The organism is Myroides sp. N17-2 (assembly GCF_002286775.1).
Taxonomy (GTDB): domain Bacteria; phylum Bacteroidota; class Bacteroidia; order Flavobacteriales; family Flavobacteriaceae; genus Flavobacterium.
Map to the genome: position 1 here is coordinate 1 of NZ_NSGJ01000034.1, position 23366 is coordinate 23366.

Sequence of the window (23366 nt, forward strand, 5' to 3'; positions counted from 1 at the left end):
TTTAATGCCAAAATTAAAGCATTCAGGGCTCAATTTAGAGGAGTAAGAGATATTGACTTCTTCTTATACAGATTGACTAAACTTTATGCATAAACACAACTTTTGAGATTGATCCCTAAAATGGGATTAGACTATTTATAGCACAAAAAAAGGCATTCAAATTAATGAATGCCTTTTTTTAAAGGGTAACTAATGGGATTCGAACCCACGACCTCTGGAACCACAATCAAGCGCTCTAACCAACTGAGCTATAGCTACCATGTATTAAGAACTTCACAATAACTATATTTCGTTATTATACTTACTGTTCATTCTAGGTTTAATCTTAATTTCAATAAAAGTACTTAGGGTAACTAATGGGATTCGAACCCACGACCTCTGGAACCACAATCAAGCGCTCTAACCAACTGAGCTATAGCTACCATATAACGATAGTACTTTTATTTAGGGTAACTAATGGGGTTCGAACCCACGACCTCCGGAACCACAATCCGGCGCTCTAACCAGCTGAGCTATAGCTACCATGTTAAACAGTGTAATAATAGGGTAACTAATGGGATTCGAACCCACGACCTCTGGAACCACAATCAAGCGCTCTAACCAACTGAGCTATAGCTACCATGTTTCTGTTTAACGAGTGCAAATTTAGCGATTTTTCTATACCCTGCAAGCTTTTTCAAGACTTTTTTACAACAATTTTATATCAAATCTTCTAATGTGTTGACAGCTAAATACCTTTCAACTGTAAAACCTTCTGCAAAATCTTTATTAATTAGTCGGCCTAGGTCCTGCGCACGATAGGTAATGCTATCTAAAAAGTTTTTTGAGGTAATCGGTGTACTTGGTTCTTTTGAATTCGTATCAAAAAACTGTGTACTATATGCCATTACAGAGGCTACTTTTTTATCCATAAAGCCAGTTACATCTACTACGAAGTCTGGCTCTATATTTTTCCACTGTATATAATGATAAACAACTTTAGGTCTCCATGCCTCTTGGTTTACTCCATCTATAGAAGTTTCTATTTTTCTAAGACCTGATAAAAAACACGCATCAGAGACTACTTTACTCCCTTTACTATGATCAATATGTCTATCGTCAATCGCGTTGCACAGTACTATCTCAGGACGGTACTTGCGTATCATCTTAATAATCTCTAGTTGGTGTGCTTCATCATTAACAAAGAATCCATCTCTAAACTTTAGATTCTCTCTTACATTCACTCCTAATACTTCAGCAGCATTAGTTGCTTCTACTTTTCGAATAGCAGCTGATCCTCTTGTTCCAAGTTCTCCTTGTGTAAGATCTACTATCCCTACTTGTTTACCTAATGATACTTCTTTTGCTATCGTTGCTCCACAACCTAATTCTACATCATCAGGATGTGCTCCAAATGCTAATATATCTAATTTCACTGTTTTTGTTTTTTGTTATTCTGTTTTTTTTGTGATGTTGTATTTTCCTGTCACAGATTGCAAATCTGCCTCATTGTTGTATTCAATCCATAGAAAGCCAACAATTCCTAATTTGTAATTAAATTAGCGCTTTCTTCATTGTAGAAGATTTATTGACAGTCTCTATAAATTCGCTTGTAGGATCACTATCAATAGTAACTCCGCATCCGATATACAGATTCACTTTATCTGTTTCAATATTCATACAACGCAAATTTACGAATAGATTTGTTTCTTCCGTATTTTCAGCTTCTACATTACAATTTAGTTCTCCTAAATAACCGGCATAGTAGCCTCTATCATATCCCTCTTCTTTTACAAGAAAATCACGAGCAACATCCTTTGGCATCCCACAAACAGCAGGAGTAGGATGAAGTGCTTCAATTATTGATTTAAGGTTTTCATCCTTTAAAGTAGCTGTAATATCTGTACAAATATGCATCACTTTAGCTGCTCTTTTAGAGTAAGGTTCTGAAGTGCTAATTTGGTCTGAGAATGGTCTTAATGTATCTGTTATAAAGTCTGTAACGAATAGCTGTTCTTCTTTTTCTTTAATCCCCCACTCTACTTCAGTTTGTCCATGATTAACTTGTGTGCCTGCTAATGCCATAGTCTTTAATGTATTGCCATTTACAGCTAATAATGTTTCGGGAGTTGCCCCCATCCACAGTCCTATTTCAGGGTGATATACTAAAGAGCAGAAAGCTGTAGGATATATACTGCATAGCTTATTGAATAGTTGACCTAAGTCTTCTACTTTAAAAGGAATACTCTCTTTACGAGAAGGTACCACCTTTCCGAACTCCCCCTCTTTAATCGCTTTAACACATCGCGTAACTAGATCTTCAAAAGCTTGCTTTGCTACTAGATCATTATAATCAAGTGCAACTTCAGTTAGTGTAGTTATAATCTCGTTTAATTCTTCTTTTATGATAGCAGATTCTACTAATGGTATATAAAATCGCTTACCATCAGCAAATGGCGCAAATACAAAACCTTGTTCTTCAAAGGTCTCAACAGGATGAAGAGTATATGTCTTTTGGAATAATCCTACTGCTGTCTTAGAATTGGGCTTGCGATAAACAGCAAAAGGCTTATTATCACTATATTGTTTTGCTAAACATTTAAATAAATACATCTTTTATGTGATTTTGTTCTTCTATGAGTTTATTATTTTGTTTTGCTCCACGGATTACACTCTTAAATTTGCATCATCCTCATCACAAAAAACCAAAATAACAAAATCACTTTAAATTATTTATCAATAACTATGTTCGTAATCTTACATATAGAGACTAATACATCATTCTCATCTGTGATTCTAATTTCCCATAGATGCAGTGTACGCCCTCTATGAAGTAGTTTAGCTGTACCGATAACGTATCCTGCACGCTTACTCTTTACGTGATTAGCTGATATCTCTATTCCTCTGATTTCTTGCTTAGCAGGATCTATTAACATTAAGGAAGCTCCGCTCCCTAAACTCTCTGCTAATGCAACAGATGCTCCTCCATGCAATAGTCCCATAGGTTGATGTACTCTAGGATTAACAGGCATACGCGCTACTAAAAAGTCTGGACCTGCATCTATATATTCTATTTCTAATGTTTCCATCAGTGTGTTCTTACACACCTTTGCATACATTGCTAATAGTTCTTCTTTATTTAAATCTTTCATATTCTACTTATTTAGGATTAAGGTATAAAAGGCAAGATATGCAGTTAAAACCTTTTATTTATTTATAAATCAAGGCATTATGTCTACATATATTAATGATATCTAACCTGTACTGAGGGTTTAACCTTAAATCTGCAACTACCATTTACTGCGAATGAATTCTACTTTACATAGCTTCTATTAGCTCTAAAACCACACTAGAGTGTGCTTTAATCACTAATCTTACTATGTTTTGTACAATTCATTCTCGTTTAAACGTTATCTACAGTTTTAAGGTTTAAAATTAAAGGAAAATAACTGTTGATTTCTTAAAAATATTATAATTGTTTCAAATTAGGCATACTCTGTGTTTTTAATGACTTCTATCAGTTCTTACTATCCTATTTTTTTAGTAATTTTACTCCCTTGATTTTAACGATACTATTTACAACAATATAATGGAAGATATCCAACAAGAAGTTTTTAAAGCATACGAAGTCATTAAAAATGGTGGTATAATCTTATACCCTACTGATACAGTGTGGGGAATAGGATGCGATGCTAATAATCCTGAAGCAGTCAAAAAGATATATGCACTTAAGAACCGTGCTGAGTCTAAAAGTATGATCGTATTAACGACTGAGAGATTATTTCACAAAGTGTTTAGCTCACCACCTGAAGTAACATGGGATTTACTAAACTGTACTGAAAAACCAACTACTTTAATATTAGACAATCCCAAGTATGTAGCGAAAGAGATTATCTCTGAAGATAATTCGCTAGGGATACGCATTACAGAGGAACCATTCTGCTTTAGATTGATAGAGAAAATGAAATCACCTTTAGTATCTACTTCTGCTAATGTTAGCGGTTATCCTACACCTCGTAACTTTAGCGAGATAACAAAAGAAATTATAGAAGGTGTTGACTATGTAGTGAACCTACGTCAACAAGATACTAAACCAACTACTCCTTCAACTATTATTAAATTAAAAGCAAATAGCCAAGTAACTATCATTAGAAAATAGTCACTCACCTATTGAATATATTATGACTGATACCCCAATATATAAAGAAGCCATAACACATCCTATATTTGAATATATCTCTAAAGCAGCTGAGAGTTTAAATGTAGACAGCTATGTAATTGGCGGATTTGTAAGAGATTTTTTATTAAAAAGAGATTCTAAGAAAGATATCGATATCGTAGCTGTAGGCAGCGGTATCGAATTAGCACTTAAAGTTTCTGAATTACTTCCTAATAAACCTAAAGTACAAGTTTTTAAAAACTATGGTACAGCTATGCTTCGCTATGACGATATCGATATCGAATTTGTCGGTGCAAGAAAAGAGTCTTATCACTTCGAAAGCAGAAAACCTGTAGTAGAGGATGGTACTTTAGAAGATGACCAAAACAGACGTGACTTTACCATCAATGCTTTAGCGATATCGTTAAAGAAGAGTACGTATGGAGAGTTAGTAGATCCATTTAACGGTGTAGAGGATCTTGCAAATAAGATTATACGCACACCATTAGATCCAGATATTACTTATTCTGATGATCCACTGCGTATGATGAGAGCTATTCGCTTCGCTTCTCAACTAGACTTTATGATAGAACAGCGATCTCTAGATTCTATAACAACGAATCACAAGAGATTAGAGATTATATCAGGAGAGCGTATAGTTGATGAACTAAATAAGATACTAATGTCTAAAAAGCCTTCTAAAGGATTTTTGTTGTTATATAAAACAGGATTACTAGATCTGATCTTACCTGAATTAACAGCGCTTAATCAAGTAGAAGAGATAGAAGGGCATACACATAAGAATAACTTCTACCACTCACTAGAGGTAGTAGATAATATCTGTGAGAATACAGATGACCTATGGTTAAGATGGTCAGCGTTATTACACGATATCGGTAAAGCACCTACTAAACGCTTCTCTAAGAAACAAGGTTGGACATTCCATGGACACGAATTCTTAGGTGGTAAAATGGTAAAGAAGATCTTTATGAGATTACACATGCCGTTAAATCAAAAGATGAAGTTCGTACAGCAGATGGTTATTATGAGTTCTAGACCTATAGTCTTAGCTCAGAAAGAGGTGACAGATTCTGCAGTGCGTAGATTAGTCTTTGACGCAGGAGAGCATGTAGAAGATTTAATGACGCTATGTGAGGCAGATATTACAACAAAGAATCCTTCTAAGTTTAAGAAATACCACAATAACTTTAAGATCGTTAGAGATAAGATCGTAGAGGTAGAAGAACGCGATCATGTACGTAACTTCCAACCTCCTATTACCGGAGAGGAAATTATGGAACTTTATGATTTAAAGCCATGTCGTGAAATCGGTATGATTAAAGAGGCTATTAAAGAAGCTATCCTAGAAGGTGTTATCCCTAATGAATATGATGCAGCTTATGAGTTTATGGTAAGTAAAGCATCTAAAATGGGACTTGAAATCGTAAATAATAAATAAAAATATGAGAAACTATTTTTTGCCATTGGCTAAAGCATCGCTTATACTAGTTTACATAGTGATATTAGCAGGTGCGGCAGTGAGAATGACAGGTTCAGGAATGGGCTGTCCAGATTGGCCAAAGTGTTTTGGATACTACATCCCCCCTACAGAAGAACAAGCAATCACATGGGAACCGAATAGAGAGTATGAAAAAGGACAAATGATCATTCACGATCAAAGTCTATGGAAAGCAAAAGATACTTTCACTACTTCGGCTACTTATGAAGAAAGTCATTGGGAGAAATATACTCGTCATGACTATGCAGAGTTTAACCCTAGTCATACTTGGGTAGAATATATAAATAGATTATCCGGAGCATTAGCAGGGGTAGTTTGTGTAGCTATGGCTATTGCGTCTTTTGGATTTTGGAGAGATCGCAAGGGACTTGTATTTGCTTCTTGGTTAGTAGTTTTCTTAATGGGATTCCAAGCTTGGTTAGGAGCTACAGTTGTTTATTCTGTGCTAAACCCTATTAAAATCACTATTCACATGGTGATGGCATTAGTAATCGTAGCGATAATTATCGGTATTATCAAAAGTGCTAAAAAAGGAACTGAAATTAAGAAATACAATGGAACATTTAGAACATTGTTAGCTATATCTCTAATCTTTACTCTTGCTCAAGTAGTACTTGGAACCCAAGTACGTGAGTTTATAGATGAACAAGTACAAGCAGGAATTGGAAACGAGTATTTATGGTTAAATAGTCCTACTGTAGAATTCTATATTCACCGTAGTTTCTCATTCTTAATCTTGTTCTTAAACATGTATTTATTCTATATCAATAGGAGTTTGAACTTAGGTTTTGACAAGATGAAGTGGGTAATGATTATGTTGATACTAGAGATATTCACAGGAATAATGATGTACTATGTACACTTCCCTTTTGGAACGCAAGCAGCGCATTTAGTATTAGCGTCTATTCTATTCGGAATTCAATTCCAATTGATATTAGAATCAAGAAAGTGTTATTACAGTGGTAAAAGTAACTTAGATTAGTTTACTTGATTTATATAGCTAGGGGTCTTTAAATTATATAATTTAAAGACCCCTAGCTGTTTTTATAAACTCCTTTTATTACTTAGTAGCATGAATAAATTCACTTGTAGCTTTAGCGACATGTTCTAAATGTCTAGGTAGTTTATCTTCTTCATAAGGATGTTTAGAGCCAAATACATGATCAGCACCATCCACTATATCTAATAATGAGTTTGATATCCATTGATGTAGTAACTGAGCTTCTTTTAGCGGCACAGCAGGATCTTCTGTTCCCTGAACAATCAATGTAGGTTTCTTTAGATTCTGAGCTGCTTTCTGAATGCTAAGCTTTGCTTCATTTTCTTTATAATCTTCCCAAAAAGTAAAGTAATGTGGCATCTGCTGCTTAGTTCTTCCATTCTCACTATAAAATACTCCTTTTGTTTTCCAATTATCAAATCGAGTTCCTCTAGGAAATCTCTTTTTAAAGCCTGCCACACCTGCCCAAGTAATAACCCCTTTTACATCAGGGTTATAATAACACTGCAAGATCACTGTTCCACCTCCTCTACTATGTCCTATAAGATATATATTATCCTTATCTACTTCTAGTTTATTTTTATAATGATCGATAACAGCAGTCAAGTCATTTTGTTCTTGTGAATAAGTATTACGTCCGAAAGCTTCTAAATCATCAAACTCACTAGGGTTCTCTAAAGTAGTTCCATTTAAAGAGAAATTAAACTTCACAACATAGCATCCCGACTCCGCTATATAATCCATCGCTTTATCCCAAGCTCCCCAATCCTTAAACCCTTTATAACCATGGCAAAAGATAACTAAAGGCAATGCTTTACCTCCCTTAGGATAAGTATAGTCAGAAAGAAAAGATCTAGATGATCCATTTATAATTATTTCATTTTTTATCAAGTCAATTTTCATATCAGCAATTTTTAATATTCTAAAAAGATTGTTTTAAGCTTAGTTTAACCCTTTAATAGCTAAATTCGTATAACAACCTAAAAAGAATTATTACACTTAAAACTTTATTTTTATGAATACATTAGAGAGATTATTTAATTCTATTAAAACTATTTCCATTCAAACATTGTCAATCTGCCTTGTTTTAATCTTAGTTACTACTAGTGCAACAGCACAAGAGAAGGAAAGTTTAAAAATTAAGAGTACAACAATAGAGTACCATATTAATAAGAATACTAAAGATACTGAATTAGAGCTGATAAAAAAAGAAGTTAATGATCAAAAGGTTGCTAACCTTACTTTCTCAAATATAAAACGCAATGATAAAGGAGAAATCATCTCTCTAAAGACTCAATTTAAAGATGAGAGAGGCTCTTCTCAACAAAAATCAGAATTCAATTCAAATGGCATTAGTGATTTTACTGTAAAAATAAAAGAGAATGAGACTGGTGATCGTTATCTAGAGCTAGGTAGTGCTTCTAATCAGAATCGCCAGTATGTAAATACAGCTAATGATCCCCAAGCAGCGAGAGGGCTATACTCAGAGCAATCAAACAAAGAATTAGAAGATTTCTTTGCTCAAGATTTTATGCAATTAATGCAGACTATGCAACAAGATATGGAAGCTCAGCAGGAAGCATTTATGAAGATAATGAGTGAACATGAGAAAAAAGCTGAAGAACAAACTAAAGCGGATAGTTTACCTAAGGAAAAAAAGAAATAACGCTATAATACTTATTAATAGAAAAAGCTCCATTCACAACCAAGAATGGAGCTTTCTTTATTAGATTATTGTTTTACTAAATTCTTTACAACAATCCCTTTACTTGTTAGAATTTTCATGACATAGAATCCTTTTGGTACTGATTGATTAACAGGAATTTCTTTTTCATCCAAATCATAGTCTGAGCGAATAAGTTTTCCATTCATATCAAACACATGTAACTCATATAGAGTTAATTCTGTTTCATCATAATCAAAGTGAACTACATCTTTTACTGGGTTAGGCCAAACAATAAGATCTATCTTCTCCTCATGTATAGGCTCTATTTTTTCACTAGAAGTACTGTTTTCTCCTCCTAAAAGAGAGTTGTTATTATCATCTATTTTAGCCAAAGCACCATCATTAGGGTTCTCGATTCGATATACATCTTCTTCACTCATAAGTTGATCCTGTGCCCCAGAGTGTTCTATTACGTCTTTGATTTTAATAGGTTCTTTAGAGGTGATAATCAATGCATAACTTTGAGAGCCCATAACAATTTGTTCTTTAGTACTAATGATAATTTCACTTTCACCTGTAGGAAGTGGCTTTTTAGCAATTCTCTCTACATTATCTACATCATTATCTTTTTGTTTTGCTGTTAGGTTATTCAGATCTTTATTTAATGCCCATGGCATATAATATTCGTTGTCATTGACTTTTACTCTTAAATCTAAATCATTTATAAGAGCATCTTTATATATCCCAGCAGTAACTAGCCCATAGTTGAAAACAAAAGCTGGATCCGCCCAAACCAATGTTACCTCTATATCATTATTTCTATGAGTATTCTCAATGATATATCTTTTAGTTTCTTTAGACTTCAGTTCACTTTCTATGATATAACTTTTATTTTCTTTGCTGTCTTGCAAAACTTTCATTGCTTTATCCGCATCAATAGCTCCCCAACCATAAATAGCATTAGGACCTTCACCAAGATATTTCACTTGACCAGTCTTATGATCTCTTACTTTAGTTATAGGGTACGCTGTATGGATAAATAAACCTTTTATAGAAGCACCCCATAATTGATTTCCATAGTTTGTTTGAGCCCACTCTTGAAATAGTGCTACTGTCCCAGTAACTACAGGAGAAGCCATTGATGTTCCTGATAGAAAAGTATATCTATTAGTTTTAAGCGTATAATCATCTGTCTTAGAAAAATCATTAATAGGAGAGTAAATTCCAACACCACGAGCTACAATATCTGGTTTAATTCTAAAATCTCTAGTGGGACCATAATTACTGAAATCTGCAATATTCACGCTATTAAGATCATCTAACCCACCAAACTCTTCTATTGCACCTACTACCAATACATTCTTTGCTGTAGCAATACCTGCAAGATTATTATACTCCATCCCTGGATAATTAAGAAGATCAGCATGTCTATGGTAATTACCTGCTGCAACTACTGGTAAGTAATTTTTAAATTTAAAAGTTACTCTATCAAAGGCTTCTGCTTTCCAATCATAAGCTCCTATAATGTTTTTGTCAACCAGAAGCTTCCCACTACTACTAACTAATGTTGTTCCATAAGAGTGATTACTCGTAACTCCACCTGTAAAAGCTAACCATCTCATATTAATTTCGTCATCCCTCCAGTTATAAGAATACAATATTGCATTAGGAGCAATTCCAGTTGCATCACTATCTATTCCCTTAGCTATAATAGTTCCTGTGACATGGGTAGAATGCTCTTGTGCTGTTTGAAATTTTCTTCTTTCAGTTAAAGAAGCTTGATCTGTTACAACTTCAGACATTATATGAATATTATTAATATTATCTCTAAACTCATCATGTCTCTTAAAAGTTGGAGTCGCGTCAAAAACGCCAAGTAGTACTCTATTTCCAGTTAAATCTAAGTGATACTTCCCTCCTTTTTTAATAGTAGTTATCCTTGATAAATCTTGTGCTCTACTATTAAAACTTTGATAATAAATAGGGGTTCCATCAGGATAGACGTCTACTATCTCATGATACTCACCAGAAGTAGTAATATAGCTATAGGGAATTTTAGTTTCTTCTACTACTTTTCTGATTCTCTCTTGACGAAGTAAACGTTCTTTTTCTAGATCAGACAAAATCTCACTTTCATTTCGATTTTTATCATCACCTGTTGCCTTGTTGACAATAGTATCATTTTGAGCAAATGACATTCCAAAAAAGCAAAATACGATTAGGTTTAATAGTTTTTTCATGGCTTTGAGGATATTATGTTGTTGAATTACATAATTCAAAGTATGTGCCTATTAATGTTAACGTCATAGAAATTGTTTTATTTACTTCATTAAAAGTTCACAATATTTGAATATTGTAACACTTTTATATTTAGACACGTAATTCTCTATATGTAAACTTGTCATATTGTGTCATCTATTTATGCCATATAACAGAATTTAAAACCCTTATATTTAAAGGCATTACGCATTGTTGTAGTTTTAGTAGTAGAAAGTATACCTTTTTCAATAACATTTTCAATACAAATATATTTTTAGATTTTTATGTAAATAATATGCATAAAATACGAATGTCAGTGTATGACAATGGCACAATACAATTGTATATAAATCAAAGAAGTCCACCTTGAAACAAGGCGGACTTCTTTATCTAATATCTATATTATTCTTACTTCTTTGCTATATTCCAATACTTATCTAGTAACTCTGCATTTACATTGTCGAAACCACCATTTTCTTGGTTTACTATCTCTTCTACTTTATTAAATCTATGAATAAACTTACTATTAGCTCTTGCAAGTGCTTTTTCTGGATCTATACCAGTATGGCGAGCATAATTAACTAAAGAGAAAAGAATATCTCCGAACTCATCTTCCATCTTATCTTTATCCTCAGCGTGAACTTCTACCTTAAACTCCTCTAATTCTTCCTCTATCTTGGCCCAAACATCTTTCATATTATCCCAATCAAAGCCTACACCACTTGCCTTTTGTTGAATTCTGTAGGCTTTAATCAATGCAGGAAGCCCCTTAGGAACACCAGCTAGCACAGATTTATTCCCTTCTTTAAGTTTTAGTTTCTCCCAGTTCTCTAATACTTCTTTCTCTGACTCTACTTTTACATCTCCATAGATATGAGGATGTCTAAAGATTAGTTTATCAGAAATACTATCAGCTATATCTTTAATGTCAAACAGAGACTGCTCACTGCCTATTTTAGCATAAAATACTATATGCATAAGCAAATCTCCCAATTCCTTCTTCATTTCATCTGTATCGCCTTCAGTAATAGCATCTACTAACTCGTACATCTCTTCTACAGTAAGATTCTTTAAACTATCAAAAGTTTGTTTCTTATCCCAAGGACATTTGACTCTTAATTCGTCTAGTATATCTAGTAAACGACTTACAGCTTGTAATTGTTCTTCACGTGTATGCATGGTAATACTTTTTTATAAAAATAAAAAAAAGCCCGCTTTATACAAAGCGAGCTTTTCAAATATAATTCTTATCGATTATTTTGCTTCAGTTTCTACAGCAGCTGCAGTAAAAGCTTCTGCAATAATTCCTCTTTTTTGAAGAATATTGTACCAGTTAAGTACTTTTTTGATATCAGAAACATATACTCTCTCTTCATCAAATTCTGGTAATACTTCTCTGAAATAATCTACTAATGCAGGATTATCCGCTTTGTGAGAAATAGCTTCACCATTACTTTCTTTAGTTGCAATGTTTCTAAATACTTCAAATAATTTTACTTCATCACTGTATGTGTAAATAGAAATCTCTGAAAGTAAACTAACATTATTTCTTAATCCTACAGTACTTTTCTTTCCATCAGCCAATGATTCAGCGATAAATCCAGTACGAGTTTGTACTAGTAACTCATATAAACCTGGTTTTCCCGAAATAGCTAAAACTTTTTCTAAACTCATCTTTTTCTAAATTTTACTTTAAGAATCGCAAATATCTTAAATAGTTATTAATAATCAATTTATTTATCTACCTTTTTTCTTACTTAATTTCATTTTGTAGTCAGTAAATATTTTTCCTTCTAAAATATTATTTAACTTCTTAGAAATCAACTTCTTCTTTAACACAGAAATTTTATCAGTAAATAAGATTCCTTCGATGTGGTCATACTCATGTTGAATAACACGTGCAGCTAGACCATCAAACTCCTCTATATGCTTAACGAAATTCTCGTCAAAATATTCTATCTGAATCTTAGGTTTTCTTTTAACAGGCTCATGAATATCAGGAATACTTAAACACCCTTCATTAAAAGTCCATTCTTCACCCTCTTCTTTTAGGATCTTCGCGTTGATAAAAGTCTTCTTAAATGTAGTTAAGAATGCCGTTTCTTCTTCAGTGTTCCCTTCCATATCTGCGAAAGGAGCTGTATCAACAACAAATAACCTAATCGGCAATCCTACCTGTGGTGCTGCTAGTCCTACTCCATGTGCTGTATACATCGTATCATACATGTTAGCCACTAACTCTTGTAAGTTTGGATAATCTTTAGTAATGTCCTCTCCTACTTTACGTAAAACAGAATCTCCATATCCAACTATTGATAATATCATGTCTTATTATTTTATTCTAAAGGTGCAAAAATACTCAAAAATAAATGAATAAATAACACTCCAAATTATTTTTGATGTCTTATTTGTGTTATATTGCTAAGTAAAAAGTCCTATTATTTAATTAAAATCAAAGTTTCTATAACCCATGCTAGGAAAAGCTAGAAAATTCACAGATAACACCCATCTTGCAGATTCTTTAAAAATTACTATCTCCGCCGTCATACCCTTCTTAATATTAATGCCTTACGAAGCATTTGATTGGGCTTTTGCAGCAGCTATTGGTGCTATGTTAACTGCTCCCGTAGATATTCCTAGTAATAAAAAGGATAAGATTATAGGGCTATTAGTAGGTGCCTTTACAGTACCTGCTGTTACTTTTACCTTATCTATTACTAATGGTCATTGGTACTTCTACCCTATTTTTGTCTTTGTCTTCTTCTCTTTGAGTATGATTTCAGTCTATGGACACCGTGCTAATATGCTTTCCTTTACAGGACTATTAGCAGCTAGTTTAGGATTAGCACACAGTTATAGCGGGAAAGCTTTATTAATGCACTGTCTGATGTTATTAATAGGAGGACTACTCTATTTAGTAGTCTCTTTAATTTTTAATCTATTACGTCCTAGACGCTATGTAGTGCTTCAGACATCAGAATGTATGGAGTTAACAGCAGAGTATCTAAAACATAGAGGCCAGTTATGGGAAGTAGATGCCAATGTTGAAAAGATAACTGAAGAGCAATTAAAGATTCAGATTAGCTTAAATGAAGTACATGAGAATCTAAGAGATTATTTAGTAAGAAATAAAGCCAATACAGGCAACTCTTCTAATAATCGTAGACTATTAGTAGCCTTCTCCACTCTTGTAGAAATACTTGAAGTAGCCGTATCTACCTCTTTTGAGCACAGTAAATTACACGAATTATTTAAAAGTAATCCTGAGATTATCAAAAGCTATCAACGCTTAGCATATCACTTCTCAGACACTATAGATCATATAGGTTATTCTATCAATTTAGGAACTAAGTATAAATCAAAATATGACTTATCTAGTGAACTTGCTGAAATACAAACTGCACTTAATGAATTCGTAAAGAATGGCGAATCTAGTAATATGGTAGAAGCCGTTGTGATGTTCTCTAATGTATTACACTATGCAGAAAATCAGATTAACAAGATACATATTCTAGAAAAGACATTGATTGAGAAAGCTTTTGTAGCAGATGTAGAAGAGCGTTTTAAAGACTTAGAGAAGTTCTTAACTCCTGTTCACTATAGATTCGAGACATTAAAAGAGAACTTAAACTTTACTTCTACGATATTTAGACATGCTTTAAGACTAACCTTAACTATTCTAGCAGGGCTGATTATTAGTCAGTTCTTTAATTTGCTGAACGGATATTGGATATTACTTACCATTGTAGTGATTATGAGACCGGGGTTTGGTCTGACTAAACAGCGATCTTTCGAACGTGTCATAGGTACCGTCGTGGGAGGGTTACTTGCTATCGGGTTACTTTATATTATTCCTAATAGTACTGTCATCGCTTATATCACAGTATTAACGATGATTATAGGTTATTACTTTTCTCACACAGATTATAAAGTAGGAGTTACTTTCATAACCATGTATGTAGTCTTAATATACGGACTACTTACACCTAACTTTATGGATGTAATGATTTATCGAATTATTGATACCATCATTGGGGCATTACTAGCCTTTGCTGCTAATTATCTACTATGGCCATCATGGGAATTCTTAAACCTAAATACGCATTTAAAGAAGTCAATTGAAGCAAATAAAGAATATGTAAAGGAAATCACTCTATACTATAATGAAAAAGGAGAAGTAACGCTACCTTATAAATTAGCGAGAAAGTATGCCTTTATTGAGATAGGAAACTTAATGGCGTCTTTCCAAAGGATGATTCAAGAACCTAAATCGAAACAGAAATATAGAACGGAACTATATGAATTAGCAGTACTTAATCATACCTTTCTATCTACAGCTGCCTCGATCGGTATTTATGTTCAATCTCATACAACAACCAAAGCTTCAGAAGCTTTTAATGTTGTAATGGATTATACCATTGGCAATTTAAAGCAGACTATCGCTTTATTAGAAGATCATAACAATGAGAATATAACAATCATAGAACGCACTGAGAACTTTAATCTAAGTATCTCTTACCTTAAGGGTATACGTGAATACGAATTAAAGAAAACGTACTCTGATGACAAGCAAATCCAAGATCTAATGGAAGAATCTGTTCTAGTGATAGAACAACTGATTTGGTTATCAAGCTTGTCTGAGAAGATATTTAAAATCACTGCTAGCATAGCGACAATGAAACACAAAGAAGAGACTGACTCATCAATGTTAAGCTCTTTAAGAAAAAAAATTATACCTTAATAACTTATAGGAATATCAAAAGGGGATGCACAGTGTGCATCCCCTTTTGAATATAAAGATTTTAGACTTATTCTTTTCCATCTACAAAGTCTTGTAGATATTCGAATTTCTCTGTTAACTTTCCTCCTTTAGTTATTGTAGATCTTTCTAATACTTTATCCTTATCTCCATTAAAGAAGGCAGGTAGTACTTGTTCTACGAAGATTTCTCCGAAGCCTTCACTTGCATCTTTTGGTAACTCACAAGGCAAGTTGTCTATTGACATAACTGTTATAGCAGCAGGATGATCGAACTCTACCTCTGTTCCTTTACCAGGGTGATAACCAAAGAACGGTTCTGCTATAGTTGATGCTTTTAACGTACTCGCTATAGGTCCGTGATCTACATCACACGAGATATCACCAACTACTTTAATTTGATTCTTAGGTGAATTAAGCATTTCTTTTGTAACAATTACAGGTGATCCTTTCTTAAAGAAATGCCCTGTCATTAATATATCTGCTACTTCAGAGAATCGTTCAAAGTTACTTTCATACAAATCAGGGTTGTCATAAAAATCCTGTTTGCTTGCACTCGTACCATCTATTCTCTTATAATAATCCTCTACACCTATCTGAGTATAAACAGGTCTATCGTATTTCTGCGTTAAAAAGTTTTCTATAGAGACCTTTTTAACTTTCATTCCATCTAAAATCTCCATTGCTCCATTAGCCACTTTACCATGACCTGTAAGAACAATCTTAATAGGTGGAAAATATTGTTTCTTTAATCTGTAAATTAAATCTTCCTTGTGAAGTAAAGTCTCCACTTTAGCTAAATTAAAAAGCTCGTATTTTAATCCAAAACCTCTAAAAGTATTGTATGCACCTACTATTCCTGCATATCTTCCGAAGCCAATAATCCTTGTGTTTTTACCGTCTACAAATGTTTCGTGATCCATTAATGTAATGTTCTTGTCTAAGCAAGCTTTTAATAGCTTGCGATTATGTTCTTGTTTCTTTATTGTGTGCGAAAAAAAGACATAAGTTTTATTTGGTATAAGATTATCAACAGGGATTTCTTTCACTCCTAATAGAACATCACAATCATTCAAATCTGATGATAGTTCTAATCCAAGAGCTGTGTAATTGTCATCAGGAAAAACTCTAATATCAGAAGGCTCTATTTTGATACTTAGCTCCTTGTGGTTATTTAAAGCATTTTTAACCTGCTGTGGACAAAGCACAACTCTCCTATCAGGAGGTGTTTTCCTCTCTTTAATAATTCCTAATTTCATAATTTATTTATTGGTTAATAAACAGTTTTTGTTTGTTTGGTTTTTTCTTGGTATTCCAAATATAGAATTATTTCGGAGTTACACAACTATTCAATAAATAAAAACTTCGATTAGTATAAGACATATTTGAAAACTGAATCTATTAGTAGTATCCAACTAATCTTAATGATTGAGCTATAAGTGCCCATTCTATGAAGTATGCTTGCTGAAAACAGCCTGTGGAGCTAGAATTGTTCACTTATACTGCACAGATTTAGCACTCAGTAGGAAGAATGGAAGCTATATTACGATATATAATTTAGCAACCCCTACACCTTCTGCAACTCAAACATAGCTACTAACTGTTTTTTCTTTAATGAGGCAGGAAGCATCTTAAACACTGTGTTTCTCATACCTGCTAAGAGTGGATTGCTAAACTGAGCCACCTTTCCTAGTTTCCAACTTTCACAAACTATCATATGCGCTTTATAACGTCTTATAGCAGTAAACTTAGCTAAAGACTCCTCTAGTGAGTAACGCTCTAGCAGCTTGCTAATCACATAGACATCTTCTATGGCTTGACAAGCTCCTTGCCCTAAGTTAGGCGTAGAGGCGTGCGCTGCATCACCTATTAAAGCTACTTTATCTTTATACCACTCGTCTAATAAGGGTAAATCATAGATCTTATCCCTGAATATACTAGCGCTAGGTGTATCAAGTATCATCTTTCTAACCATAGGATCACAGCCTGACAGATAACTATCTAACGGGCTACCTTCTTTATAAATAGATTCGTTCACGAGATAGTACCAATAGACAACATGCTCCTCTAGCTTGACAAAACCAAATCGCTTACCTCTTCCCCAACCTTCTAAAGCTACATGTTCATACTTCTGAGGTAACTCAAAGTCAAGCACTCCACGCCAACAAACTTGTTTAGCATCTCTCAATGGCTTCTCTCCAAAGATGTGTTGACGTACTTGTGAACGTAAACCATCAGCCCCTATAATGAACTTATGAGTAGCTTTTGAGCCATCTTTAAAAGCAAGTTGATATAATCCTTCATTATTACACGTAATCTCTTCTAATCGCTTATCTAATAGAATATCAGCAGTCTCTAATTCTCCAAGTAAGACTTGGTGCAATTGACTTCTGTGTATTGCTACATTAGCGAGCTTATACTGTTGCTCAAATGGCGTCAAATCTGTATGATCTAATATATTCAGACTAAAATCTGTCAGTAGCACATTAGAGATACGAGTTCCTTTATCACTAAGTTTATCAGCCACACCTAGATGTCGATACACCTGCATAGCGTTATTAGCTATCGCTATCCCAGCACCGACAGGTTTTATCTCTTTAGTGGCTTCGTATATCACAAAGGGAATATTAGCCCTTTTTAAGGCAATAGCCATCGTTAATCCGGCAATCCCCCCTCCTATTATTGCTACTTCCATATCTACAAAATTACTCTTTATACTATATTCTTTTACAAATCATATCAGCTAATATGAACCTAGAATAAATGTTATCCAAATATCCCTATTTACAGCGAATAAATCTAGCCTTCAATGCACTACTTTTGCTTCAGAAACATTCACAATCTATAAAACGAATATGAGAAAATTAGGTCTTAGTTTATTGTTACTACTTATTACACAAGTAAGCAGTTGGGCACAAGAAGGCAACATTCAGATACAAGTCAAACAAAATGGTGTAGTCGTTCCTAACCAAAATGGAGTAGTTCATCTTAAGAGCAATGAATTCACTTTTGAAGTAACTTCTAATAACATAGAGAGTTTTCTTATAGGAGCTACATTTGATAAAGACCTGTATCGTTCAGCTATAGGAGAAGCTGATTTAGAAGTGCCTTGGTTTGAAAGTACTGCTTTTGCAGACGAAATGTTTAACCCTAACAAGGAGTTGATTATATCTGATGAATCTCCTAGTTATTGGTACTATACTAGTACCAACGATCATCGCTTTGATAAGAATCCTAAAGGAAATGCACAAAAATGGGTAGGTAATAGAACGATTAAAGTGCTTAATAACTTATCAAGCTATGAGCATATTCCACTAACCAAATTTAAAGACAATGTATATGTCTACATCTACTCTCCTGTCTATGATAAGGAGTATAACCTTATAGAAGTTTCCATTTTATATACTGTCGAATTAAAGTTTAATTGAAAAAGAAAACCGCTTATTACTTAAAAGTCCAAACTCATTACTGAGTTTGGACTTTTTACTTTTAATACATTCACACATTAAGGTGCAAATAGTTATGAAATAATGTAATCTAATAGCCGTAGGCACAATTCCTAATTAAGCATAGCGCCCCTAATACGACCTGTCCATTAGTAAACGATCTATTAGCTCTTTCTGTAAATACTTTTATATAACATATTGATTACAAAAAATTTACAATGTGATTAAAAGAATTATATAAATTGTTGTCTGATAATAACTTAATCGGAAAAGCACTTATTTAGCTATAACTAAACAAATGAGAAAATATTCACTACATTTGTCTGAAAATATACCACATCAAACTAAAATAAAGGTTTATGAATTATTTGAGTATGGTATAAGTTCATTTGAAAAGTACATTCAAAAAATTGAAGCAACAGGTAATCATACTTCTGACTTAGCTAAACTGATTAGGATTATAGAAAACTCTTCTAATTTATTGAGGCAACCAGAGACTAAGTTTAGAGAAATTAAAGGTAAAGAGAAAAAACTTCAAGGGACTAAACTATATGAAGCGAAAGCCGGAATCCTTAGAGTTTATATATTCCATGAAGAAAGAACAGGGCGTATAATTGTCACTGCAGGTAAAAAAAATGATCAGACCAAAGACATTAATAATGCCATAAAAACAATACAAGCATATAAAGATGAACAGCAAAAGTAAAATAGAAAAGATTTTAAAGGAACCATCATACTGGATTGAGAGTGTGAATGGGGTGTTATACGATGCTATAATTAATTATATGGAGAGTAATAACTTAAATAGAACCCAATTAGCAGATGAGTTACAATTAAGCAAAGGAAGAATCTCTCAAATATTAAATGATGGTGAGATTAACTTCTCCATTAATAAGATTATTGAAATAGCATTAAAAATAGGAATGTATCCTGATTTTACTCTTATAGAAAAACAAAAATATTTAGCAAAACACACGGGATATCAGAATAGTATTACTTTATTTAATGACTTCTCTGATATCGTTCTTACAAAGAAAACAAAAGAAACTAAAGTCATTAAACTAAATCAATCAACGCTTTATAAAGTAGTACTCGCAATATGAAAAAAAAGGATATAGTTCTAGGATATAAAATAACTAAAATTCAATCTACAAAGTTTGAATTCAAAGAAATAGAAGAAGAGAAAATTAAAGTAGTTTTTTTTGACAATGAAAGTTTACGCGTTGATATGGGAGTCCAAATCCAAGTTGACAACGAAAAATCTATAGTAACTATTCATATAGAAACAAATGTAGTTGAAAAAGAAACTGAAGATTCACTAATCAAGCATACAGGAATAACAAGTTTTATTATCAATGGTTTAGATGAAATGCTAAATAAAGAGGATGATTCGTATGATTTCCCACCAGAATTCTTAGTTCAACTATATTCACTATCTCATTCTCACGCTAGAGCTTTATTAGCTTCTAAACTATCGAGTACTGTTTATAGAGATAAATTCTTTTTACCCATAGTTGACCCAAAAAAAGTCTTCGGATTAGAAGATTAATTATAAAATAAAAAGCCCAAACTCAATAGTATAGTTTGGGCTTTTTACTTTTAATACATTCAGATATATTAAGGTGCAAATAGTTATGGAATAATGTCATCTAATTGCCACAGGCACAATTCCTAATTAAGCGCAGCGCTCCTAATTCCTTTGGATAAGATTATATTCAATAGCCATTTTGATAGCTGTACTCAAATTAGAAGTCTGAAACTTCTCGATTAAGTTCTTACGGTGGCTCTCTACTGTGTGATGACTAATAAACAGCTTTTCTGCTATCTGATTAGTAGTTAATCCAGTGGCTGCCTCTACTAAGATCTCTTTCTCACGACGAGTTAGCTTAGGGATTTGCTTTAAACCAATCTCTTCTTTTTTATCTAATACTATTTTAGATTGAGAGCATAGATAGCTTTCTCCCTTATAAACTTGCTTTATCCCTGATATAATCTCTTCTACTGAGGCGTTCTTCTGTATATATCCCTTTGCACCCTCTGTTAGACTGCTATTTATCACAGCATACTCATTGTGAACACTCAGCATAATAATCTCTACTAACGGAAACTTCTCTTTTAGTGGTTTGATTAGTTCTACTGTATTGATCTCTGCCAGATTAATATCTAATAGAATGATGTCTATATCTAGAGTAGATAGTCCATGTAGCATACTCTCTTTATCTCTAAAGCAAGCGACTACTTCTATCTCTGCTTGATTGCTTAATATATTCTTTAATCCTTCTAATAATAAAGGATGGTCATCAGTAATAGCTACTTTAATCATAATTATTGTTTAGGAAATTTAAACTCAATACTTGTTCCTACCTGTTCTTCAGAATGCACTGCCAACGTTCCTTTTAAAAACTGTATACGCGACTGCACATTGTGAAAGCCTGCAGATTTCTTGAGGTTTAGTTTATTAATATCAAATCCTTTACCGTCATCCTCTACAGTTACTACGATATCCTGTTCTTCTTCTACCAACTGAATAATAATCTGAGAAGCGGTGGCGTGTTTTATAGCATTGTTAACTAACTCTTGTATAATGCGATAGACTAATAACTGTTGTTCTTGTGATAAGGAATTAGTGTAACTTAAAAACTCAATGTGAATATCTAATGTCTCATTAGACATACGGATAGCAAACTCATCTAATGCCTCTTTCAGACCGTAATTGACTAACAGATCAGGCATTAGGTTATGTGCTACTTTACGCAGTTCGGCTACTGCCCCATCGATTTGATTGATTGATTTGTCAAGCCCTATTTTAGCTTGTCCATCTACTTTATCATTCAATTGTGTTAGGTGTAATTTGGTACCGGATAGCAATCCTCCTAATCCGTCGTGTAGATCACGAGCAAGGCGTCCTCTCTCCTGTTCCTGCCCTTGTAAAAGAGCAGTCAGCGTAGATATTTTAGAGTTTTGTTTCTCTTGTTCAATGGCCAATTTATGTAACGCATCACGTTGTTTCATCGTTTTTAAACGCTGTCTATAAACATAGAATAACAATAGCGCTAATAACGCAAAGAAAATGATAGAAGCGATATAGAAGATATTCACTTTATCTTTATAGGCTACAATGCTCTTATACGCCTGTAAATCCTTATTTTTTTGTTCTGCTTCTAATTGGAATAAACGAAGTTGTTGTATATTCTTTTGCACCTCCAATTCAGAGAATTTAAGCTTATTGCGGTGATTCTCCTCTGTTAACAATAAGTTATTCAGCACTTGCTCTCTTTGTAGTGCTAATGCCTGCATCAAGGTAATTTGCTGTGCGTCTTTATCAGACTGGTATTGTAGCTTAATTAGTTTCTGCTGTTGTCTCTCCTTGTCAAACTCTGCCTCTAACTTTTTGACTATCTCTAATTTGTCTTGATTATAGATTGTCTTAAACAATTCCAAGTACTCCTTTTGATAATTAAACGCCTCTTTATAGTTACCCTGCTCAGCGTATATATCTACTAATGATTCGTATATATTTAATTCTATGTTTCGATCGACTATACTTGATTTGCTTATGGCTTGTTGTGCTTCTAATAGATAGGTTATCGCAGTATCTATATCACCATTAGCCATATAGACAGACGATATAATACCATAGGAAGAAGCGATATGATCGGGTCTATCCATTTTTAACGCAATACCATTAGCTAACTTAGCATACTCTAGTGCTTTAGGACGATAACTATCCGGAAAGGAATACAGATATAAACTCGCTAGATTATTATAGGCAAATGACAAGTCAGATTGGTTATACATCACCTCTTTATTCTGATTGAACACATCGATAGATTGTAAAAAATAGCGCTCTGCCAGTTGTCGATAATTCTGACTATCGGGATGATTACTGTATAGTCGGTCGTATAGGTTTCCCATCTGCATAAAGGCAGAAAACTTTACCTGTGGATCGCTTTGTAGTAATGCGTATTGCAGTGAAGCTCTAGCGTACTTCTCATTTAGCTCATCCTCCCCTAATTTATTATAGATAACGCTAAGCTCACTATTAGCTACAGATTTTCTCTTGTTTAAAGTAGTAGAACTTGGCGCTTGGTCATACAGCTTGATTGCCGTAATAATATTGTGTACAGCCTTGTCTTGTTTGCCATTTCGGCTATTTAACCATCCCTCACAGTAAGCGACATATCCTTTGGCTTCAGCATCATTTGTCTTAAGGCTATATTGCTTGGCCAAGTCAAGACTTTTATCAGCATCTGCAGTATGCTTCATAATACGCAGATTCATAGCCTCTATACAATACAAAATACTTACACTACTGTAATCTCCTTTTTTTAAGGCTATTTGTACATTACAAGTCAATACTTGCTGTGCCTTATCTACCTTCTTATTTGCATACAAAGCTGACAAATAAGATAATACAACTGATGGTTGCCCATTGGCTGTATTGGTCTGTGCATTGTATTGCTTCTCCCAATTTTCGACAGACTGCGCATACATCGACGGCATAGCAACTGCTAATACTGTAACAGTAATTACGCGAATCAACGAAATAGTAAAAGGGAAAAATAAGGTCTTCAAGGATA

At 33.6% G+C, this 23366-nt stretch carries 21 protein-coding genes, 4 tRNA genes and 1 pseudogene; 10 read left to right on the forward strand and 16 right to left on the reverse strand.

The window, feature by feature from the left end; translation table 11 throughout:
* A pseudogene (locus tag CF599_RS19885) lies at positions 1–93 on the forward strand (transposase); the annotation flags it as partial.
* Between the two features lie 91 nt (positions 94–184).
* Here the strand turns inward: CF599_RS19885 and CF599_RS13390 are convergent.
* From CF599_RS13390 to CF599_RS13420, 7 genes are all read right to left on the reverse strand, one after another.
* Positions 185–258: transfer RNA gene (locus CF599_RS13390), tRNA-His, on the reverse strand.
* A gap of 90 nt (positions 259–348) precedes the next feature.
* Positions 349–422 (reverse strand) — tRNA-His (locus CF599_RS13395).
* A gap of 26 nt (positions 423–448) precedes the next feature.
* A tRNA-His gene (locus CF599_RS13400) sits at positions 449–522 on the reverse strand.
* Positions 523–545: 23 nt separating this feature from the next.
* Positions 546–619, reverse strand: a tRNA-His gene (locus CF599_RS13405).
* Positions 620–698: 79 nt separating this feature from the next.
* Entirely contained in the window at positions 699–1415 is a 717-nt protein-coding gene (gene bshB1, locus CF599_RS13410; RefSeq protein WP_121966521.1) for a bacillithiol biosynthesis deacetylase BshB1, read from the reverse strand.
* A gap of 118 nt (positions 1416–1533) precedes the next feature.
* Complete coding sequence (locus CF599_RS13415; RefSeq protein ID WP_121966522.1) at positions 1534–2592, reverse strand: chorismate-binding protein; 1059 nt, start codon at positions 2590–2592, stop codon at positions 1534–1536.
* A gap of 116 nt (positions 2593–2708) precedes the next feature.
* Positions 2709–3131, reverse strand: a complete 423-nt coding sequence (locus tag CF599_RS13420; protein WP_121966523.1) for a PaaI family thioesterase — start codon at positions 3129–3131, stop codon at positions 2709–2711.
* A gap of 437 nt (positions 3132–3568) precedes the next feature.
* Between CF599_RS13420 and CF599_RS13425 the strand changes: the two genes are divergently transcribed.
* The 3 genes from CF599_RS13425 to CF599_RS13435 are packed head-to-tail and all read left to right on the forward strand — an operon-like array spanning position 3569 to position 6639.
* Positions 3569–4138, forward strand: a complete 570-nt coding sequence (locus tag CF599_RS13425) for an L-threonylcarbamoyladenylate synthase (protein WP_121966524.1) — start codon at positions 3569–3571, stop codon at positions 4136–4138.
* A 22-nt stretch (positions 4139–4160) separates the two neighbouring features.
* Positions 4161–5597, forward strand: a complete 1437-nt coding sequence (locus tag CF599_RS13430; RefSeq protein WP_121966525.1) for a CCA tRNA nucleotidyltransferase — start codon at positions 4161–4163, stop codon at positions 5595–5597.
* Positions 5598–5601: 4 nt separating this feature from the next.
* Complete coding sequence (locus tag CF599_RS13435) at positions 5602–6639, forward strand: heme A synthase (protein WP_121966526.1); 1038 nt, start codon at positions 5602–5604, stop codon at positions 6637–6639.
* Between the two features lie 78 nt (positions 6640–6717).
* On the opposite strand, the gene CF599_RS13440 is transcribed toward CF599_RS13435, so the two are convergent.
* A complete protein-coding gene (locus tag CF599_RS13440) occupies positions 6718–7560 on the reverse strand; it encodes a S9 family peptidase (protein WP_121966527.1) in 843 nt (280 codons plus the stop codon).
* A gap of 112 nt (positions 7561–7672) precedes the next feature.
* On the opposite strand from CF599_RS13440, the gene CF599_RS13445 reads away from it, so the two are divergent.
* Positions 7673–8323 (forward strand): hypothetical protein, encoded by a 651-nt coding sequence (locus CF599_RS13445; protein WP_121966528.1) that lies wholly within the window; start codon positions 7673–7675, stop codon positions 8321–8323.
* A 65-nt stretch (positions 8324–8388) separates the two neighbouring features.
* Here the strand turns inward: CF599_RS13445 and CF599_RS13450 are convergent, their stop codons facing one another.
* The 4 genes from CF599_RS13450 to def all read right to left on the reverse strand — a co-directional run bounded on the left by CF599_RS13450 (position 8389) and on the right by def (position 12907).
* Positions 8389–10563 (reverse strand): S8 family serine peptidase, encoded by a 2175-nt coding sequence (locus CF599_RS13450; protein WP_121966529.1) that lies wholly within the window; start codon positions 10561–10563, stop codon positions 8389–8391.
* A 427-nt stretch (positions 10564–10990) separates the two neighbouring features.
* Positions 10991–11761 carry a nucleoside triphosphate pyrophosphohydrolase gene (gene mazG, locus CF599_RS13455; RefSeq protein ID WP_121966530.1) on the reverse strand — a complete coding sequence of 257 codons (771 nt, stop codon included), beginning with the start codon at positions 11759–11761 and terminating at the stop codon, positions 10991–10993.
* A gap of 75 nt (positions 11762–11836) precedes the next feature.
* The gene (locus CF599_RS13460) at positions 11837–12256 is read right to left on the reverse strand and encodes a DUF5606 domain-containing protein (RefSeq protein WP_121966531.1); all 420 of its coding nucleotides are present in this window, start codon (positions 12254–12256) and stop codon (positions 11837–11839) included.
* A 63-nt stretch (positions 12257–12319) separates the two neighbouring features.
* Complete coding sequence (gene def, locus CF599_RS13465) at positions 12320–12907, reverse strand: peptide deformylase (protein ID WP_121966532.1); 588 nt, start codon at positions 12905–12907, stop codon at positions 12320–12322.
* A gap of 145 nt (positions 12908–13052) precedes the next feature.
* On the opposite strand from def, the gene CF599_RS13470 reads away from it, so the two are divergent.
* Positions 13053–15323: an FUSC family membrane protein gene (locus CF599_RS13470; RefSeq protein WP_121966533.1), complete on the forward strand. Its 2271-nt coding sequence runs from the start codon at positions 13053–13055 to the stop codon at positions 15321–15323.
* Positions 15324–15390: 67 nt separating this feature from the next.
* Here CF599_RS13470 and CF599_RS13475 read toward each other — a convergent pair whose 3' ends face one another.
* Positions 15391–16599 carry an NAD(P)-dependent oxidoreductase gene (locus CF599_RS13475; protein ID WP_121966534.1) on the reverse strand — a complete coding sequence of 403 codons (1209 nt, stop codon included), beginning with the start codon at positions 16597–16599 and terminating at the stop codon, positions 15391–15393.
* A gap of 308 nt (positions 16600–16907) precedes the next feature.
* Positions 16908–18035 carry an FAD-dependent monooxygenase gene (locus CF599_RS13480; protein ID WP_121966535.1) on the reverse strand — a complete coding sequence of 376 codons (1128 nt, stop codon included), beginning with the start codon at positions 18033–18035 and terminating at the stop codon, positions 16908–16910.
* A 160-nt stretch (positions 18036–18195) separates the two neighbouring features.
* Here CF599_RS13480 and CF599_RS13485 point away from each other — a divergent pair, with 160 nt between their 5' ends.
* The 4 genes from CF599_RS13485 to CF599_RS13500 all read left to right on the forward strand — a co-directional run bounded on the left by CF599_RS13485 (position 18196) and on the right by CF599_RS13500 (position 20335).
* Positions 18196–18768: a hypothetical protein gene (locus CF599_RS13485; protein WP_121966536.1), complete on the forward strand. Its 573-nt coding sequence runs from the start codon at positions 18196–18198 to the stop codon at positions 18766–18768.
* Positions 18769–19084: 316 nt separating this feature from the next.
* Positions 19085–19492 (forward strand): hypothetical protein, encoded by a 408-nt coding sequence (locus CF599_RS13490; protein ID WP_121966537.1) that lies wholly within the window; start codon positions 19085–19087, stop codon positions 19490–19492.
* On the forward strand, positions 19476–19889 hold the full coding sequence (locus CF599_RS13495) for a helix-turn-helix transcriptional regulator (protein ID WP_121966538.1): 414 nt from the start codon (positions 19476–19478) through the stop codon (positions 19887–19889). Before CF599_RS13490 ends, CF599_RS13495 begins: the two co-directional genes overlap by 17 nt.
* On the forward strand, positions 19886–20335 hold the full coding sequence (locus tag CF599_RS13500) for a hypothetical protein (RefSeq protein WP_121966539.1): 450 nt from the start codon (positions 19886–19888) through the stop codon (positions 20333–20335). The genes CF599_RS13495 and CF599_RS13500 overlap by 4 nt, the downstream gene beginning before the upstream one ends.
* A gap of 141 nt (positions 20336–20476) precedes the next feature.
* Here CF599_RS13500 and CF599_RS13505 read toward each other — a convergent pair whose 3' ends face one another.
* Positions 20477–21109 carry a response regulator transcription factor gene (locus CF599_RS13505; RefSeq protein WP_121966540.1) on the reverse strand — a complete coding sequence of 211 codons (633 nt, stop codon included), beginning with the start codon at positions 21107–21109 and terminating at the stop codon, positions 20477–20479.
* A gap of 2 nt (positions 21110–21111) precedes the next feature.
* A complete protein-coding gene (locus CF599_RS13510) occupies positions 21112–23289 on the reverse strand; it encodes a tetratricopeptide repeat-containing sensor histidine kinase (protein WP_121966562.1) in 2178 nt (725 codons plus the stop codon).
* Between the last annotated feature and the right edge of the window lie 77 nt (positions 23290–23366).